The sequence below is a fragment of the Streptomyces chattanoogensis genome (assembly GCF_001294335.1).
Lineage (GTDB): Bacteria > Actinomycetota > Actinomycetes > Streptomycetales > Streptomycetaceae > Streptomyces > Streptomyces chattanoogensis.
Genome location: NZ_LGKG01000136.1, coordinates 1 through 16681 on the forward strand (window position 1 = coordinate 1; position 16681 = coordinate 16681).

14 protein-coding genes and 1 pseudogene are annotated in these 16681 nt (G+C 69.6%); 4 read left to right on the forward strand and 11 right to left on the reverse strand.

Translation table 11 applies throughout. The annotated features are described in order from the left end of the window. Nucleotides 1-587: 587 nt before the first annotated feature. On the forward strand, nt 588-1403 hold the full coding sequence (locus tag ADL29_RS17125; protein WP_211274334.1) for a carbon-nitrogen hydrolase family protein: 816 nt from the start codon (nt 588-590) through the stop codon (nt 1401-1403). Between the two features lie 118 nt (nt 1404-1521). Here the strand turns inward: ADL29_RS17125 and ADL29_RS17130 are convergent, their stop codons facing one another. The 7 genes and pseudogenes from ADL29_RS17130 to ADL29_RS17155 form a co-directional block, all read right to left on the reverse strand. Then, on the reverse strand, nt 1522-2361 hold the full coding sequence (locus ADL29_RS17130) for an urease accessory protein UreD (protein WP_169795237.1): 840 nt from the start codon (nt 2359-2361) through the stop codon (nt 1522-1524). Further along, nucleotides 2358-3056, reverse strand: a complete 699-nt coding sequence (gene ureG, locus ADL29_RS17135) for an urease accessory protein UreG (protein ID WP_053924509.1) — start codon at nt 3054-3056, stop codon at nt 2358-2360. The genes ADL29_RS17130 and ureG overlap by 4 nt, the downstream gene beginning before the upstream one ends. A gap of 34 nt (nt 3057-3090) precedes the next feature. Beyond that, complete coding sequence (locus ADL29_RS17140) at nt 3091-3765, reverse strand: urease accessory protein UreF (RefSeq protein ID WP_053924510.1); 675 nt, start codon at nt 3763-3765, stop codon at nt 3091-3093. A gap of 121 nt (nt 3766-3886) precedes the next feature. Beyond that, the gene (gene ureC, locus ADL29_RS17145; protein ID WP_078971066.1) at nt 3887-5884 is read right to left on the reverse strand and encodes an urease subunit alpha; all 1998 of its coding nucleotides are present in this window, start codon (nt 5882-5884) and stop codon (nt 3887-3889) included. Then, nucleotides 5881-6384 (reverse strand): urease subunit beta, encoded by a 504-nt coding sequence (locus ADL29_RS46295; protein ID WP_342671167.1) that lies wholly within the window; start codon nt 6382-6384, stop codon nt 5881-5883. Before ADL29_RS46295 ends, ureC begins: the two co-directional genes overlap by 4 nt. Continuing rightward, nucleotides 6361-6657 (reverse strand): annotated as a pseudogene (locus ADL29_RS46300) (urease subunit gamma); the annotation flags it as partial. The gene ADL29_RS46295 and the pseudogene ADL29_RS46300, both read right to left, overlap by 24 nt. 1383 nt (nt 6658-8040) lie before the next feature. Next, entirely contained in the window at nt 8041-9801 is a 1761-nt protein-coding gene (locus ADL29_RS17155) for a TlrC/CarA/OleB/SrmB family ABC-F type ribosomal protection protein (RefSeq protein WP_078971067.1), read from the reverse strand. A gap of 331 nt (nt 9802-10132) precedes the next feature. Between ADL29_RS17155 and ADL29_RS17160 the strand changes: the two genes are divergently transcribed. The 3 genes from ADL29_RS17160 to ADL29_RS17170 all read left to right on the forward strand — a co-directional run bounded on the left by ADL29_RS17160 (nt 10133) and on the right by ADL29_RS17170 (nt 12125). Next, nucleotides 10133-10546: a VOC family protein gene (locus tag ADL29_RS17160; RefSeq protein ID WP_053924512.1), complete on the forward strand. Its 414-nt coding sequence runs from the start codon at nt 10133-10135 to the stop codon at nt 10544-10546. 137 nt (nt 10547-10683) lie between these two features. Then, on the forward strand, nt 10684-11262 hold the full coding sequence (locus ADL29_RS17165; protein WP_053924513.1) for a carboxymuconolactone decarboxylase family protein: 579 nt from the start codon (nt 10684-10686) through the stop codon (nt 11260-11262). After that, entirely contained in the window at nt 11259-12125 is an 867-nt protein-coding gene (locus ADL29_RS17170) for an RNA polymerase sigma-70 factor (RefSeq protein ID WP_053924514.1), read from the forward strand. Before ADL29_RS17165 ends, ADL29_RS17170 begins: the two co-directional genes overlap by 4 nt. Before the next feature lie 141 nt (nt 12126-12266). Here the strand turns inward: ADL29_RS17170 and ADL29_RS17175 are convergent, their stop codons facing one another. The 4 genes from ADL29_RS17175 to ADL29_RS17190 form a co-directional block, all read right to left on the reverse strand. Next, nucleotides 12267-12518, reverse strand: a complete 252-nt coding sequence (locus tag ADL29_RS17175; RefSeq protein ID WP_245689468.1) for a hypothetical protein — start codon at nt 12516-12518, stop codon at nt 12267-12269. A 275-nt stretch (nt 12519-12793) separates the two neighbouring features. Then, on the reverse strand, nt 12794-14017 hold the full coding sequence (locus ADL29_RS17180) for a beta-ketoacyl-[acyl-carrier-protein] synthase family protein (RefSeq protein ID WP_053924593.1): 1224 nt from the start codon (nt 14015-14017) through the stop codon (nt 12794-12796). A gap of 14 nt (nt 14018-14031) precedes the next feature. Then, complete coding sequence (locus tag ADL29_RS17185) at nt 14032-14322, reverse strand: acyl carrier protein (RefSeq protein ID WP_053924516.1); 291 nt, start codon at nt 14320-14322, stop codon at nt 14032-14034. Nucleotides 14323-14421: 99 nt separating this feature from the next. Continuing rightward, nucleotides 14422-16680, reverse strand: a complete 2259-nt coding sequence (locus ADL29_RS17190; protein WP_078971068.1) for an MMPL family transporter — start codon at nt 16678-16680, stop codon at nt 14422-14424. Nucleotide 16681: the final 1 nt, after the last annotated feature.

Genomic DNA, 16681 nt, shown 5'->3' on the forward strand with positions numbered 1-16681 from the left:
CTCGATGGGAGACCCGTGACGACATCCACGAAGCCTTCCTCGCACTCGCATGCTCACTCATCTGCTGGCGCCGCCTGCAACCAGCATTGCGTTAGGAGCTCTAAGCCTGCCCCGTCTCGTCGAGGATCAGGACCCCGCCGGCGGCGCCGAGGTGCCGGGGCGGGAGCGCGCGTACCACGTCTCTCGCGGCGTCCTCCTCCCCGGAGGTGCGTTCGAGCAGGCGGTGCGGGCGATACGGCCGGCCCGGGCCGACTGCCTCTGCGATCGACCAGCAGTTGCCCGCAACCCGGCATCAGTAACCCGCGCAGGTACAACACGCCGTTGGCCCGCAGGTCGCGGCGGCGGTAGATCGGCGCGAGGTCTGCGGTGAGCTGGGCGAATACCGCTTCCATCTGCGCGGGATCTGCATTGCGGCGCAGTGCGGGGCCGGCGCCGCCTTTGGGGCGCCGTTCGGGTGAAGGCCGCTGAGGCCCCCTTTCACGCGACAGATCGCACATAGAGCCGAAAAGAACGATCTTTACATGGTGTCCAGCGCAAACGTACGGTCAATGCGGATCTTTCATGCTCCATCACCGCAAAGGACATCCATGTCGCTGTTGCGTACGGCCCTGTTCCAGAGCTCGGGGACCCCGGGTTCGGTCGAGGAGAGCCTCAAAGCGCTCGATGGGGCCGCGGAGCGTGCCGCTGCCGCCGGCGCCCGGCTGCTGGTTGCGTCGGAGCTGTTCCTCGCTGGGTACGTGGACGAGGTGCAGGACCTGGCGGAAGCCGCGGACGGGCCCTCCGCCCGCGCCGTCGCCGATATCGCAGCGCGGTACAAGGTGGCGGTGGCCTACGGCTACCCCGAGTGCGACGGCGGGGCCGTGTACAACTCGGTGCAGCTCTTCGGCCCCGACCGCGCCAGCCTCGCGAACTACCGCAAGACGCACCTCTGCGGCGAATTTGAGCGCGAGCACTTCACCTACGGCAAAGACCCTGTTGTCCAGGCCGAGTTGGACGGCGTGCGGATCGGGTTCCTGATCTGTTACGACGTGGAGTTCCCGGAGAACGTCCGCGCCCACGCCCTCGCCGGCACCGATCTGCTCGTGGTGCCGACCGCGGTGATGGATCCCTTCCAGATCGTCCCCGAGTCCCTCGTGCCGGTCCGCGCCTTCGAGAACCAGATGTACATCGCCTACGCCAACCGGATCGGCAAGGAGCAGGACTTCGAGTTCGTCGGGCGCTCCACGCTGGTCGGGCCCGACGGCGTGGTCCGTGCCCGCGCTGGGCGCGGCGCCGAGGAGCTCATCTTTGGCGACTTCGACCCGGCCTTCCTGGCCGCCTCCCGCGCGGAGAACCCGTATCTGCGCGACCGCCGCCCCGAGCTGTACGCCTCCCTGACAGACAGGGCGCGCGTAGGTATGTGAGTGGTTCTGGTGTCGCCTGATCGTGTGGGCACGTGCAGAACCTGCCGTTCCGCAGTCGATGGTCTGTTGGTGCAGCGGGGTGCCGTCGCCCTCCGGGGGGGGCGACGGCCCGTCCGTGCTAGTGGGTGAGGGCGTGTGCGTGCGCCTCGTCGAGTAGTTCACGCAGCGCCGAGCTGGTGGGTGCTACGGCGGTGGCGAGCAGTGCCGGACCGCCCTCCAGCGGTGCCAGGACAGCGCCCCCGTCCTTGGTGCCCTCGCCGAGCAGTACGGGATCCCGTGGGACGTCGAGGCGCGGGTCCACGACCAGGAGTTGGCCGACCGCGCGGTGCCCGCCCAGGACGGCCGGGCCGTCCCAGCCGGGCTCCGGGGCGCCGTACGCGGTGTGCTGGTCGAGCAGCGGGCGCCCGGCGCGGTGGACCAGGATCCGGCTGACGAGGTGGCCCGGTTCCTCGTCGGCCCGGCCCAGGAGCTGCTCTTCCCGCAGGACGAACCGTGCGGTGGCGGCGAGTTCGACGGTGTAGGTCTGGCGCAGGTTGCTGCCGGCGGCGCTGATCAGGGGCTGCGGTAGCCAGCGCAGATGGGCGTGTTCTCCGGCGGTGAGCCGCACGTCGTAGATGGCTGCTTCGGTGGTGGGGCCGCGCAGGGCGAGCGTGGCGGCAGCCGTGGTGACCTCCAGCTCGGCCCGGTCCTCGGCGGCGATGTCGAGGGTGAGCCGGTCGCCACCGAGCGGGGCGCTCATCGCGCCGATGATCCCCACCCTGGCGGCGTTGCCGTCGGTGCGCATGCGCCGCAGATGGAAGGGGCCGTCGCTGCGCAGCTGCGGGAGGGTGGTGACGCGTCCGTTGTGCGCGGCGTGGATCCGGGCCGTGGCACGTACGCCGTGCGGGTGTCCTGCGGGCTCTGGTCCGCCGCCGGCCGCGGGGACACGGCCGGCAACTAGTCGGGCGGCGGAGCTCATACGGCGACTGCCCCGGCGCGCCACTGGGCGAGGTGGCCGGTGACCCAGTCGGCGACTTCGCGGATGCCGTCGTCGGAGGTGAGGCTGGTGAAGATGACGGGAAGGTCGCCGCGCTGGCGCTTCGCGTCGACGGCCATGGTGTCCAGGTCGGCGCCGACGTGCGGGGCGAGGTCGGTCTTGTTGACGATGAGGAGGTCGGCGGTGGTGATGCCGGGGCCGCCCTTGCGGGGGATGTCGTCGCCGCTGGCCACGTCGATGACGAAGATCTGCACGTCGACGAGGCCCTTGGAGAAGGTGGCGGTCAGGTTGTCGCCTCCGGACTCGACGAGCACGAGGTCGAGGGGGTGAAGGGTCTCTTCCAGATGCTCGACGGCTTCCAGGTTGGCGGAGATGTCGTCGCGGATCGCGGTGTGCGGGCAGGCGCCGGTCTCGACGGCGGTGATGCGCTCGGGCGGCAGGACGGCTTCGCGGCGCAGGTACTCGGCGTCCTCGCGGGTGTAGATGTCGTTGGTGACGGCGGCGATCTGCCAGCGGTCGCGCAGGGTGCGGCAGAGCGCGGCGACGGTGGCGGTCTTGCCGGAGCCGACGGGGCCGCCCAGTCCGACGCGGAGGGCGCGGCGGCTGCCGTCGGGGCGGAGCGGATCGGCGCTGTACGTGTGCCGCTGGGGAAAGCTCTCAGAGTGGTCGAGGTGCATGTCAACTCCGCTGTGCAGTAGTGGGCTCAGGGGTTCAGGAGGCGAAGAGGCGGACGGTCCAGGCGGCGTGTTGCTCCGCGGTGATGTCCAGCAGGGGTGAGGAGGCCGACGGCAGGGCGTCGAGGCCCTCGGTCAGGGCGCGGGTCGCGGCGTCGACTGCGGCTTGGGCGACGTCGTCGGTCTCGGGGCCGAGGCGGGCCAGGAGGCCGGAGGCGTCGAGCGGGTCGAGGCTCAGCAGGCGCACCGCTGCGGTGGCCGGGCCGCCGATGTTCTCGTACGCGGCGGCATGGGCGGCGTCCACCGGGGCGAGCCCGGCGGCGCGGGCGGCGAGGCCCAGAACGATGGGCTGGTGGGCGCCCTGGGGACGCGCGACGGCAAGGTCTTCGAGTGCGGCCGACGGGAAGGTGGCACGGGCCGCGCGCATCATCTGCCGGCCGAGTCTGCGGGCTACGGCACGCAGTGCGGGGGCGGGGGTGCGCGCGTCGGCGGCGTCGTCCAGCAGCAACGGGTCATACCCGGCGGCGGCCGCGGCGGCCAGGCCCGCCGCGGTGAGACCGGTGGTGTGCAGACGCCCGCGGCAGAATGCCTCCAGGCTGTCGGTGTCGTGTACGGCTTTGTGGGCGATCGCGGCCTCGACGCCGCCGGAGTGGGCGTGCCCACCGGCGGGGAAGCGGCCGTCGGCCAGGAGGAGCAGGGCTGCGCGGCTCATGGGTGAGCGGCTGCCTTTCACAAGGGGCGGATGGTGAGGCGGTGCCTGGGCGGGCACACCGTGCCGGCCCAGGGCCCGGCCGTGGTGTCGGCGCCGACGCCACGGCCGGGCAAAGGCCGGATCAGAAGAGGAAGTACCGCTGGGCCATGGGGACTTCGTTGACGTAGGCGCGCGGCACGGTCGCACCGTTGAGTTCGGTGCGGGCGTCCCCCGTCGACGCACCGCCGATGGTGACCTCGAAGCTGTTGTGGTCGACTTCGAGGCTGTCGGGCACCTTGTCGTTCAGCTTCATGTCGGTCTTCTTGACGTTCCGGGTGTCTGCGATCTCGACGAACTTCTTGTTGAGTCCGAGCCCCTCCGTCTTCGTCTCCGTGACCTTGTTGCTGCTGTCCTGGAGGGTGACGAAGCGGGTGTTCAACCTGTCGGCCACGCCCGGCGCGGCGAAGTTCACGGAATTGCTTCCCGGGGCACGCCCCGTGGATCCCCAGACCGGCCGCGGCAGGTAGGGCTGCGGCTTGGTGATCGAGGCATTGGCGTCGCCGACCTGCGCGTAGGCGAGCTGGCCGCCCTTGAGGACCATGTGCGTCCTGACGCCGAAGAACTTCGGCTCCCACAGCACCAGGTCTGCCAGCCTCCCCGGCTCCACGGAACCGACATAACCCGCGATGCCGTGTGTGATCGACGGGTTGACCGTGTACTTGGCGACGTACCGGCGTGCCCGGTAGTTGTCGTTCGGCTCCAGCCTGTCCTCATTGAAGGGGTGGGAGGGGTCCGTGTCTTGTTGGATCGTTCGGACTTTCGCGCTGTGCAGGTCTTCGGGCAGCGCGCCATAGCGGGACTTCATGACGTGCGCGGTCTGCCAGGTACGCATGATCATCTCGCCGATGCGCCCCATTGCCTGGGCATCCGAGGACATCATCGAGATGGCGCCCATGTCGTGGAGGAGGTCCTCCGCGGCCATGGTGGACGGTCGGATACGGGAATCCGCGAAAGCCATGTCCGCCGGAATGTCCGGGTTGAGGTGGTGGCACGCGATCATCATGTCGATGTGCTCCTTGACGGTGTTCACCGTCAAGGGCCGGGTGGGGTTGGTCGAGGCGGGTAGGACGTTCGGCTCCTTGACCAGCTCGATCATGTCGGGGGCGTGGCCACCACCGGCGCCCTCGACATGGAAGATGTGGAGGGAACGTCCCTTGAAGGCTTCCTTGGTGCTTTCCAGGAAACCGGACTCGTTGAGCGAGTCGGCGTGCAGGGCGACCTGGATCCCGCGCTCCTCACAGACCGCCAGCGCCTTGTCGATCACCGCGGGCGTGGCACCCCAGTCTTCGTGCACCTTCAAGCCGATGACACCGGCGTCCACCTGCTCGTTCAGAGCGTCTTCGTTCATCGTGCTGCCCTTGCCGAGCAGACCGATGTTGACCGGGTACTCGTCCAGAGCCTCGAAGACCCGGGTGATGTGCCACTCGCCGGGGGTCACGGTGGTGGCCGTGCTGCCTTCGGCGGGGCCGGTGCCGCCACCGATGAGAGTGGTCACGCCCGAGGCCAGGGCCTCGTGGATCTCCCCGGGGCAGATGAAGTGAACGTGGGTGTCCACACCCCCGGCGGTGAGGATCCGGCCGTTGCCGGAGATGGCCTCGGTGCTCGGGCCGACCACAAAGTTCGTCGCCGTCACCGGTAGCTGCTCGCCCGCCTGTTCACGAGCGGTCTTCTCGAAGTCCGAGATCTTGTCCATCGTCTCGGGGTTGTACGCCTTGCCGATGGCATGAACCTTGCCATCCCTGATGCCGACGTCGGCCTTGACCACACCCCACCAGTCGAGGATCAGCGCCCCCGTGATGACCGTGTCCACGGGAATGCGATCCGGGTTGCCGTCCCCGTCCCTCGCGATGTGGGACATGCCCATCGACTCGCGGATCACCTTCCCGCCACCGAAGATCATCTCGTTGCCGCTGGATTTCGGTCCGCCGCTCCAGTCGGCTTCGATCTCGACGGTGAGATCGGTGTCGGCGAGGCGGACACGGTCCTTGGTGGTGGGCCCGTACAGAGCGGTGTACTCAGCCCGCTTCACCAAGTTGCTCGGCCTCTTCTGCCGGCCCGTCTGACCCTGCTGGCCACTCATCCGACGATCCCCTCGCGCAGTCCCTGAATCTTGCTGGTGTCGCTCTTGGCGTCGCCCTCGATGTTCACCAGCTCAACGCAGCACACGTCTCCTGGTTCGAACCGCACGGACGTGCCCGCCGCGATGTTGAGCCGTCGCCCCTTCGCCTCGGCGCAGTCCCAGAGCGATTCATCGGTCACGGGCGTGCCAACGGGGTTCTCGACCACCTTGAGGTCGGGGTTGACCTCGGCGAAGTGATAGTGGGAGCCGACCTGGATGGGACGGTCGGACGTGTTCTGGACCTTGATTGTCTTCTTGTCGGTCTGCAGGTGCTCGTTGAACGCGATGGCCTCGTGCCAGGACGCGGCGTCGTCGCACTCATGGCAGCAGGGGGACGAGTCGGTGTCGTCGCAGTCGACCGGGCACTCCGGCCTGCGCGCCGGCTGGGGGTGCTCGACCTTGCCCGGGTAGACCTCGGGCTCCTCCGTGGCCTCCGGGATGGGGTCGTGGATCGTGACCAGCTTGGTGCCGTCCGGGAAGGTCGCCTCCACCTGGACGTTTTTGATCATCTCCGGGACGCCGTCCATCACGTCGTCACGAGTGAGCACCCGTCGGCCCGAGTCCATGATGTCGCTCACCGTCCTACCGTCGCGCGCCGCCTCGAAGACGTACGCGGACAACAGGGCCATGGCCTCGGGGTAGTTGAGAAGCAGCCCCCGGTCGCGGCGCTTCGCTGCCACGTCGGCCGCGACGTGGATCAGCAAGCGTTCCTGCTCATGCGGAGTCAAATGCACGATGAGCCGTTTCTGTTGGTCGGACGGTCCTGCGGCCGGGCATGCCAAGGTCACAGACAACGTTCCCCGGACGACGACGGGCGCTCCCCGATCATCAGCGGGAACGAAGGGCGATACGACCAAACGACAGGTGATCTACACCATCCGGTGAATCCGCTGACTATGCCGTTTGCACCCGCCGGAGGAAGAATCCCAGCTCCGAAACCATGGACAGTTACCGCGAGTTGGGCAGCCCCCTGGGGCTTCGTCGATGAGTCATCATCCTCAGCGGCTTCCGTACCGACAGCCCGCACCAACCGAACTACGCCTTGCCTGGACGAGCGGCTTGAGGATCCCGTCGCGATCGCTCCGACGTCCGCTCCTGCTGCACCGTCGGATGCGGGGCCACGAGGGTCGCCGCCTCTTTCCGCACGACGGGGACTCATCGAGACTCCGCCAACCACACGCGGAATGCCCACCCCGAGCAGCAAAGGCGAGGGGGCAGAACTCCCGGTCTCGACCAGCTGCGAAGTCTCCACAAACTGGCAGGAGAGGACCGCTGCATAGAACGAGACCGAGATCAGCACCACGACGACTGAACGATCAGGCAGGAGCGCGTCTCACCACCGACCTGTCCAAAGATGGGCAGGCAGGCGGCTTTTCCCTACTTGATTGCCCATCGGGACGTGCGTCAACGTGCGCCGCAGCCCTGAACCCGGTGCTGTGCACTGTCTCCGGTGTGGCGTCACGTTCTCTCTACAGGCCAGCGGCCCACGGTGACACGCGTCCATCCAGGACCAAGATCCGGACCATTTGCGGACCAGCACACCGTCAACCACACGAGGGGACCGCCGTTTCTGCAGGTCAGCGACCAAGTAATGGCCGTACCACCAGCAGACGAAGAACTTGTTGGTGAGCTACTCGCCGAAGAAGCTGGGCTTCTTCTAGAGGCCGGGAAAGAGACCGAAGAAGGGGCGCCTGAGCCGGGCTTCTGCCCGGCTCAGGCGCCTTCTGCTCGGCCCGCTACGCCTGCTTGCAGCAGGGCTCTTCGCTCCGCCGCCCTGCGGCCGGGGCGGGCCGGTGGGGAGGGTGCCCAGTGAGGTGGGCAGAGCGGGGTAATCCGCGGTCCGGAGACCGGGTGGAGGATCTGGGCCAGGGCGGAGGCGGCCGAGGGAGCCGGCCGGAGGGCGTGGCGCGCGGTCAGGGGTGTGCACGCGGAGGTGATGGCGGCAGGGTCAAGTGCGCGGAGCGGGCGGTCGCCCAGCGCAGTCCGATGGGGGCGCGGGGGAAGCGAGGACGCGTGATCGACGCTGATTGATCACTGCTGGCCTGATCGTGCACGGCGTGTGTGCAGCCTGTGTGTGGGCGAGGCCGTTCGACGGCGGCTTCGGCCCGCGGACTCTTTCACTTCAAGGAAGACTTCCCCGGCTCCGCCCGGAAACGGGCCACCCGTCCGTCACACAGCGCGAGGTGGGAGCCGGTGAACCGGGAGCGCATCCGGCGGTCATGGGTGACGATGACCAGGGCGCCTCGGTAGTCCGCCAGTGCCTGTTCCAGTTCCTCGACGAGTGCGGGAGCCAGATGGTTGGTGGGCTCGTCGAGCAGCAGGAGGTCGGTCGGCTCACTGACGAGCCGGGCCAGTTCGATCCGGCGCCGCTGCCCATACGACAGGCCCCCCACCTGGAGCTGCAGCTCCGCCGGGCGGAACAGGCCGAGCGAGAGCAGCGCTTGAGCGTGTTCGTCGACCGTGCCCACGCGCCCCTGGGCAAACGCCTGCAGGACGGTCAGCTCCGGGGCCCAGGGTGTTCCCTCCTGGCGCAGGTGCCCGACCCGGCCGGGTATGCGTACCGAACCGCTGTCCGGCCGCAACTCCCCTGCCAGCACCCGCATGAGTGTGCTCTTGCCGGACCCGTTGGGGCCGGTCACCAGCAGCCGTTGGGTGGCCCCCAGGCGCAGCGCGGGCAGGTGCAGCCGGTCCCCGACGCGCAGGTCGCACACGTCGGCCGCCGTCCGGTGCGATGGGTCCTGCCCCTCCCTCACTCCGCACGGATCGGTCTCGTGCCCGGCCGCGGTGGTGATACGGGCAGTGAGGACGAGCGGGTCGGAGGGCGGGGCGACAGGATCGTCCGTCAGTCGTTCAAGGCGTGCCTTGGCGTTGCGGATCCGGCCCATCGCGCCGTGTCCGCGGCCACGCGCCCGGAAGGCGCCATGGCCGAAGACGGCGAACGGCAGCTTGCGCGGCATGTCCTTCAGGCGTGCCGCGTTGGATTCCACCAGCCGTCGGCTGCGGGCCAGTTCGGTGCGCCACTCCTCGTACTCCCGCAGTCGGCGCCGGCGCTCGGCGTCCTTGGCGGCGAGGTAGCCGTCGTAGCCGTCGCCGTACCGCGAGACCGTGCCGCAGCCGACTTCCAGGACGGTGGTCGTGAGCCGTTCCAGAAACACCCGGTCGTGGGTGACCGCCACCACGGTGCCGCGGTGCGCGCGCAGGTGTGCCTCCAGCCAGCTCACGGCCTGGTCGTCCAGGTCGTTGGTCGGCTCGTCCAGCAGGAGCAGCTCCGGCCGGGAGGCGAGCGTGGCGGCCAGTGCCAGACGGGACCGCTCGCCGCCGGAGAGGGTGCCCAGCTGCCTGCCGCGGGGCAGGTCCGGCAGTCCGAGGCCGTGCAGGGCGCTGTCCACCCGCGCGTCGGCCGCGTATCCTCCGCGGGCCTCGTACTGCTCGACCAGATCCGCGTACGCCGTCAGGGCGGCGTCGAGCTCAGCTCCCGCGGCCCGGCTGCCCAGGTCGGCCTCGGCCCGGCGCAGCCGCGTTTCGAGGTCACGCAGGTCGGCCAGGGCCAGGTCGACGGCATCCTGGACGGTCGCCTGGGGAGGCAGCTCCAGGGTCTGCGCGAGGTAGCCGGTGCCGCCGGGTGCAAGCACAGTCAACTCGCCGTTGTCAGCAGGTAGTTGACCGGCCATGAGCTGGAGAAGCGTGGACTTGCCCGACCCGTTGTCGCCGACGACGCCGACCCTCTCGCCCGGTTTGACGGTCAAGGAGACGCCGTCGAGGACGACATGGCCGGCGTAGCGCTTGGTGACGTCATGGAGGGCCAGCTGCGCGGATCGGGCAGGGGCAGTGCGGGCGGCAGGGGCGGTGGGTGGCGCAGTGGATGACGAGGTGTGCATGGAGATACCCCCTGGTCTCGGCGGCCGAGCCGGCCGGGTCGGATGAGGTCGAGGACACGCCCGCGCACCCGGCGGGCCCGTACGGTGACGCCCGGCCAACGGAGTCGGGCGCCGACGGCAGGGCGCGGCGAGAGGCACACGGGGAAGGACTGCGGTGACGGCGGAGCTCAGCTCGACGCGGGCACTCGCTTGGCGATCACAGGAACAGGGAACCCATGCGCTGCACCTTACGCGTCAGGAGCACCCTTGGCAAGACGGTTCGTCTCGTCTCCCTTATGGCGCGCGCTACCCTGCCCATATCCGCCCATTTGCCCCATTACGGGAGGTTGCCATGGCTTCGCGTCTCAACCCGTATCTCAGCTTCGACGGCAATGCCCGGCAGGCGATGGAGTTCTACGAGGAGGTCTTCGGCGGCACACTCGCGCTCCACACCTTCGGGGAGTTCGGCCAGAAGGACACTCCTCTGGCCGACAAGATCATGCACGGCCGGCTGGAGACGCCCAGCGGCTTCACCCTGATGGGCGCCGACACCCCACCGGGCATGGAGCTTGCCAAAGGCGCCAACTTCTCGGTCAGCCTCAGTGGCGACGACGACACCGAGCTGCGCGGCTACTGGGAGAAACTGTCCACCGGCGGCTCTGTGTCCGTCCCGCTGGAGAAGCAGATGTGGGGCGACGTGTTCGGCATGTGCACCGACCGCTTCGGCATCCCCTGGATGGTCAACATCAGCCGGCCGCAGAGCTGAAGTCGGGGTCGGCGTTTCCCAGCATGTCGTTCATCCCCCATGCGCGGGGTGCTTGCTGCCCACGGGTGGTTGTCACAATCCCGGGTCCGGCGGTGTCTTCATGTCGAACGGCCCAACGGATACGGACAAGGAACACCATGACACTGCGCATTCCCAAGGTGGAGCTTCCCACCGAGATGAGCGAGAACATGATCAAGCAGCTCGGTGCCGTGCCCGAGCCCGTCGAGGTGGTGTGGCACAGCCCCGAGGTCGCCACCTCCAACCTGGAGTTCTCGGCCAGGCTGAGCGAGTGGGATGCGGCCGACGCGAGCCTCAAGTCGTTCGCGCACATGGCCGTCGCGGCACAGGTCGGCTGCAGCTGGTGCCTCGACGTCGGCTACTTCCAGGCACAGAACCAGAACCTGGACCTGGCCAAGGCGAGCCAGGTGCCGCGCTGGCGGGAGTCGGAGGTGTTCACGCCGCTGGAGCGGGACGTTCTGGAGTACGCCGAGGCCATGACGAACACGCCGCCGACCGTCACCGACGAGCTGTACGCGAGCCTGCTGGAACGCCTCGGCCCGGCGGCGATGGTTGAGCTCACCGCGTACATCGCCTTCGTCAACATGGCGACCAGGAACAACAATGCCAACGGGGTGACGTCGCAGGGCTTCTCGGACGCCTGCGAGATTCCGCTGGCAACGCGTCCGGAGAAGTCCGGCGTCGCGGCAACGGCGTGACCGAGGACCCGTTCGTCGCCCATCGCAGCCTGCTGTTCACCGTCGCCTACGAGATGCTCGGGTCGGCGGCCGACGCGGAGGACGTGCTGCAGGAGTCCTGGCTGCGGTGGGCCGACGCCGACCGGTCGCAGGTGCGGGATCCGCGGGCGTACCTCGTCCAGGTCGTCACACGGCAGGCGCTCAACCGCCTGCGGACGTTGTCGCGCAGCCGCGAGGACTACGTCGGCGAGTGGCTGCCGGAACCGCTGCTGACCAGCCCCGACGTCGCCGAGGACATCGAACTCGCGGAGAGCGTCTCGATCGCGGTGCTGACCGTGCTGGAAACGCTGGGGCCGGCGGAGCGGGCGGTGTTCGTGCTCCGCGAGGTCTTCGACATGCCGTACGGCGAGATCGCCGAGGCCGTCGGGAAGTCCGGGGCCGCGGTGCGCCAGATCGCGCGGCGGGCACGCGAGCATGTGGCGGCCCGGCGGCCGCGGGTGCGGGTGAGCCGGTCGGAGCAGCAGGCGGTGGTCGAACGGTTCCTGGTTGCGCTGCGAACCGGGCGGTTGCAGGAGCTGATGGAGGTCCTGGCGCCGGACGTGGTCATGATCGCCGATGGTGGCGGGTTGGTGACCGCCGCTCTGGCTCCGCTCCACGGGGCCGAGCTGGTGGCGCCGTTGCTCGCACGCGCGAACCGGGTGGTGGCCGCGTTCGAGACGACGGCCGTCTGGCTCAACGGCGCGCCGGCCGGCCGGATCGAGATCGACGGCGAGCCGTCCGCGGTGAGCCTCGTGGTGGACAACGGGCGGATCACCCGGCTCTACGTGGTGCGCAACCCGCGGAAGCTGACGCGGCTGGACGAACCGGCCGAACTCGCCAGGTGAGTCTGCCGGCCTGGCGGTGAAGGTGGCACCAACGGCGTGGACGCGTTCGGGATCGACCTGTCGCCCGGGACAACCGAGGTCCACGCCGGTGCCGAGTCGCGTGTGCCAGGCGGTGGGCCATGCCTGCGGTGACCCGCGTCGCTAGCCGTCCTCCCGGCCGGGAAGGGGTGCCCCTTGGAGAAACGCTCGGTAGGCGTCTGCCGCCTCTTCCTCTACGGTCGGCCCTTCCGGTCCGTACCGTGTGTCGCTCCGGTCGCGCTTGGGTCCGGAGATCCAGAATTCGGCATCGGTTTCGACGTCGTAGAAGTTTGCGTCGGACAGGCCGAGACCCGTAGCGCGCCGCAGGGTCCGTCCTTGGAAGTAGGCCGTTTTCCAGGTCTTGGAGAAGTCCACCCACCCGATCCACGAGGGCCCTCGGTCGGTGCCATAGCCCGTTTTCAGCTGTACGAACATGATTCTGCGCGGCATGGGCCCAGCTTGGCCGATCGTGCCGCTCCGGAAAACCGAGTTTGTGGATCGATCCGACGGTCCGATCCGATGGTCCGATCCGATGGTCCGAGAGGAACCGCTTACAACTGGCCACCCGTGGGGCGGGGAAAGGCGCCTGACCTGGGCCATCGCCCGTCAGGCGCCTTTCGTTTCACGGTATCCGGAAGGCTCGGTCCGTCTCACGGCGTCTGGAAGGCCAGGACCGCGTTCTGGCCGCCGAAGCCGATGGAGTTGCTGAGTGCCGCCCGCAGCTGCTGTGAGCGGGGTGCCTTGGTGACGACGTCCAGATCGATCTCGGGGTCGAGGCGGTCGAGGTTGGCGATGGGCGGGATGGTCCGGTGTTGCAGGCTCAGTACGGTGACGGCGGCTTCGATGGCGCCCGCGCCGCCGATCGAGTGGCCGAGGACGCTTTTGTTCGCCGTGACCGGCGGCGGTGTGCCGAAGACCGAGCACAGGGCGCGTGCTTCGGCGAGGTCGTTCTGCTGGGTGGATGTCCCGTGGGCGTTGATGTGGTCGATGTCCGATGGCGACAGGCCGGCGTCGGCGAGTGCGGCGTGGATGGCCCGTACCACTCCCTGGCCCTCGGGGTCGGGCGAGCTGAAGTGGTAGCCGTCGGCGGAGGCTCCGTATCCGGCGACGAGGGCCCGGACCGGCGCGTTCCTGGCGCGGGCGTCCGGCAGCCGTTCCAGTACGAGGATGCCGGCGCCCTCGCCCAGCACGAAGCCGTCCCGGTCCGCGTCGAAGGGCCGGCATGCCCCGGCAGGGTCGTGCACCCGGGTGGACAGGGCTCCCATCTGGCCGAATCCGGCCGCGGGCATGGGTCTGCAGACGCTTTCGCTGCCGCCGGTGATCACGATGTCGCACATCGAGGAGGCGAGCAGGCCCCGGGCGACGCCGATGGCGGTGCCCCCGGACGCGCAGGCGGTGGAGGTGACCAGACTGGGGCCCAGTGCCTGAAGATCCGCGCTGAGTTCACCGGCGAGCATGTTGGACACCGCGCGCGTGATGCACAAGGGGGAAATGGCCTTGTACCGCCCGCGGTTGAGCAGCTCGTAGTCCCGCTGCGCCTGGTCGTTGCCGCCGCTGCCGTTGCCGAGGACCACGGCGACGCGGGCACCGTCCCAGGCGGCGGGGTCCCATCCGGCATCGGTGACCGCCTCACGGGCGGCGACCAGTCCCATCTGGATGAACCTGTCGATACGCCAGCTCAGCCGGCGCCCGAGCCGTGCCGTGGGGTCGAAGTCGGGCACCCGGCAGGAGAAGTCCACCGGAAGGCCGGCCAGCTGCTCGTCCGTGGCCGCCAGCGAGCGGCCGGAGAGCAGCCCGTCCCAGGTGGCCTGGACGCCGATCCCGGCCGGGGTGACAAGCCCCAGGCCGGTGACGGCAATGTCGACCGTCTTCATCGGTTCGGCCGCCTTCATGGTCTGGTGGGGGTGGTAGAGACGTCTTGCCGGGAGCTGTCCGCTCCCATGGCCTCGCTGCCGTCACGCCGCTGCTCGACGATCCGGCAGAACTCCCCGAGGGTCGGCTTGAGGTCCTCCTCCGACAGCTCGACGCCGAACTCTTCCTGGATGATCACGCTCAGTTCGACGATCGAGAGCGAGTCGAGCTCCAGGTCCGTGAGGGTGGCGTCGGGTCTGATGATGTCCTCCGGCACGCCCAAGTGCTCGGTGAGCAGGCCGGCGATGCGTTCGTATGTGGTGGTCATCAGGGCTCCTCGCAAAGGTGGGTGTGGAGGGGTAGGTGGGTGGGTGGATGGGTGGGTGGGTGGATTGATGGGTGCGGCGTTGTTCCCGGGCTAACCCCGTCAGCCCTTGGTGTGACGGGTCATGCGTGGTGGTCGGTGCGGTATACGGGCCCTGGCCAGCCGGGACAGGACGAGGGCGCGCGCCCGCAGGAGCGGAGCCGGGGCCCACCAGTTCCAGCGGCCTGCCAGGCTCATGAGGGCCGGCACGAGCAGGCACCGTACGAGCGTGGCGTCGATGGCCACCGTCAGGGCCAGGCACACTCCGAGCTCTTGCAGAACCGCCAGCGAGGAGGCGGCCAGTGCACCGAGGACGATGACGACGGCGAGAGCGCCGACGGTCACCAGCCGCCCGGTGCGCTGCAGTCCGGTCACGATGGCCCGTTCGTTGTCCCCGGTGCGCAGGTACTCCTCGCGGATGCGCGCCACCAGGAAGACCTCGTAGTCCATGGACAGGCCGAACGCGATACAGAAGACCACCGCCGGAATCAGCGGATCGACATGGCCGGTGGCGGTGCCGCCCAGGAGCCGGGAGAGATGTCCCGCCTGGAAGAGAGACACCATGGCACCGAACGCCACCGTCAGGCTGAGGAGGTTCATGACCACGGCCTTGAGGGGTACGAGCACGCTTCCCGTGAAGAGGAACAGCAGCACCGCGACGGCGGTGATGACCAGCGCGGCCGCCCAGCCCAGGTGCCGTGCCAGGGTCTTCTTCATGTCCACCAGCGAGGCCGTCTCCCCGGCCACCAGCACGGGGCCCGCCCCCTTCTGCGCCCTGACCGCGTCGACGAGCCGCTGAGCCGACGCACTGTACGGTCCGGCCGGCGTGGTGACGGAGTACCAGGTCCCCTGCCCGGCGCCGGCGGCCGGCTTCGCGGGCGGCGCGGCGAGTCGGCGGCCGTCGCGGAAGTTCCCCTCAGGGCCCAGGACCAGATCGGCTCCCGGCAGCCGGGACAGGGCCCGGCCCGTGCGGTCGGCGGCCGGGGAGCCCGCCGGGACGCGGGGGGCCAGCACCGTGAGCGTGGTCCCGTTCAGCAGCGGGAACTCGGCGCGCGCCCGTTCCGCGGCGAGGCGCGGAGCCGCGTCGCGGGGCAGCCAGTCCTCGTCGATGAACCCCATGCGTGCCGCCGCGGCGGGCGCGGCGAGGAGGACGAGGAACGCGGACACGGAGACCAGTACGGCCAGGGGGCGCCGCAGCACCGCCCGGGCCAGCCGCTCCCAGAAGCCCGGCGCGTCGGCGTTCCGGGCACGCCACCACCGTGCCCGCACGGGGCGGCGGTTCAGGCGGTGCCCGAAGAGCGCGAGCAGCGCCGGCTGGACCACCAGCGCGGCGACCCCGGCCAGGCAGACCACCGCCACGGCGCCGGCTCCCAGCGAGCGGTGGAAGGGGGTGGGAAAGAACAGCAGGGCGCAGAGGGACAGCGTCACCACCGCCGCCGAGACCGCGACCGTGCGGCCCGCCGAGCGGACGGTGGCGCGCACGGCGGCCGGCACCTCGAGGCCACGGTCCAGCTCCTCGCGGAAGCGCGTGACCATGATCAGGCTGTAGTCCACCGCCAGTCCGAACCCCAGGGCGGTGAGGATGTTGAGCGCGAAGACGTTCACCGGGTAGTGCCGGGCCAGCAGGTCCAGCACGGCCATGGCACCGGTGACGCTGACCAGCCCCATGGCGAGCGGCAGCGCACAGGCCAGCACCGAACCGAACACCACGAGGAGCACGGCCGAGACCAGCGGTACGCCGATCATCTCGGAGCTGACGAGGTCGCGGCGGCTCTGCTCTTCGGCGTACCGGTTGACGGACAGCCGTCCGGACGCCTCCACCCGCAGCGGAGGCCGTGCACCGGCGTACTTCCGGATCAGGCGCTCCGTGGTGCGTGTCTTGTGCTGGTCGTCGCCTGCGACGGCGAGCATCAGCAAGGCGGAGTGCCGGTCGGCCGACAGCATGGAGGGGGTGGGCGAGGTCCAGGGGTCGCGTACGAAGACGACACCGGGTTCGGCGGCCAGTTCGGTGACCAGTGCCCGGCCGGCCGCCGAGGCCTGCCGCCCGTTCACCGCACCCGTCGTACGGGCCACGAACATCAGCTTCGGGGTCCCGGATCCCTGGTGCTCCGTCAGGAGTTTCTCCGCGCGGCTCGATTCCGCCGAGTCGTCGAAATAGCCGCCGTCCACCAGGCGTCCGTGCACACCGGCGGCAGCGACGGCGGAGCCGAGTACGGCCACGAGTGCCAGGGCCAGGATCAGCCATCGGTACGTCACGGCCCAGTGCCGAGCGGCTGTGGCGGGCCGTTCGGTCTCCTGCTCCCCAACCGCTCCTCTGCTCATG

Excerpts from the sequence above, each read along its gene's own strand:
- ADL29_RS17155 (WP_078971067.1), bottom strand. The coding sequence starts at position 9,801 with ATGCACACCTCGTCATCCACTGCGCCACCCACCGCCCCTGCCGCCCGC.
- ADL29_RS17140 (WP_053924510.1), bottom strand. The coding sequence starts at position 3,765 with ATGAGCCGCGCAGCCCTGCTCCTCCTGGCCGACGGCCGCTTCCCCGCC.
- ureG (WP_053924509.1), bottom strand. The coding sequence starts at position 3,056 with ATGCACCTCGACCACTCTGAGAGCTTTCCCCAGCGGCACACGTACAGC.
- ADL29_RS17130 (WP_169795237.1), bottom strand. The coding sequence starts at position 2,361 with ATGAGCTCCGCCGCCCGACTAGTTGCCGGCCGTGTCCCCGCGGCCGGC.
- ADL29_RS17160 (WP_053924512.1), top strand. The coding sequence starts at position 10,133 with ATGGCTTCGCGTCTCAACCCGTATCTCAGCTTCGACGGCAATGCCCGG.
- ADL29_RS17185 (WP_053924516.1), bottom strand. The coding sequence starts at position 14,322 with ATGACCACCACATACGAACGCATCGCCGGCCTGCTCACCGAGCACTTG.
- ADL29_RS17165 (WP_053924513.1), top strand. The coding sequence starts at position 10,684 with ATGACACTGCGCATTCCCAAGGTGGAGCTTCCCACCGAGATGAGCGAG.
- ureC (WP_078971066.1), bottom strand. The coding sequence starts at position 5,884 with ATGAGTGGCCAGCAGGGTCAGACGGGCCGGCAGAAGAGGCCGAGCAAC.
- ADL29_RS17180 (WP_053924593.1), bottom strand. The coding sequence starts at position 14,017 with ATGAAGACGGTCGACATTGCCGTCACCGGCCTGGGGCTTGTCACCCCG.
- ADL29_RS17125 (WP_211274334.1), top strand. The coding sequence starts at position 588 with ATGTCGCTGTTGCGTACGGCCCTGTTCCAGAGCTCGGGGACCCCGGGT.
- ADL29_RS17190 (WP_078971068.1), bottom strand. The coding sequence starts at position 16,680 with ATGAGCAGAGGAGCGGTTGGGGAGCAGGAGACCGAACGGCCCGCCACA.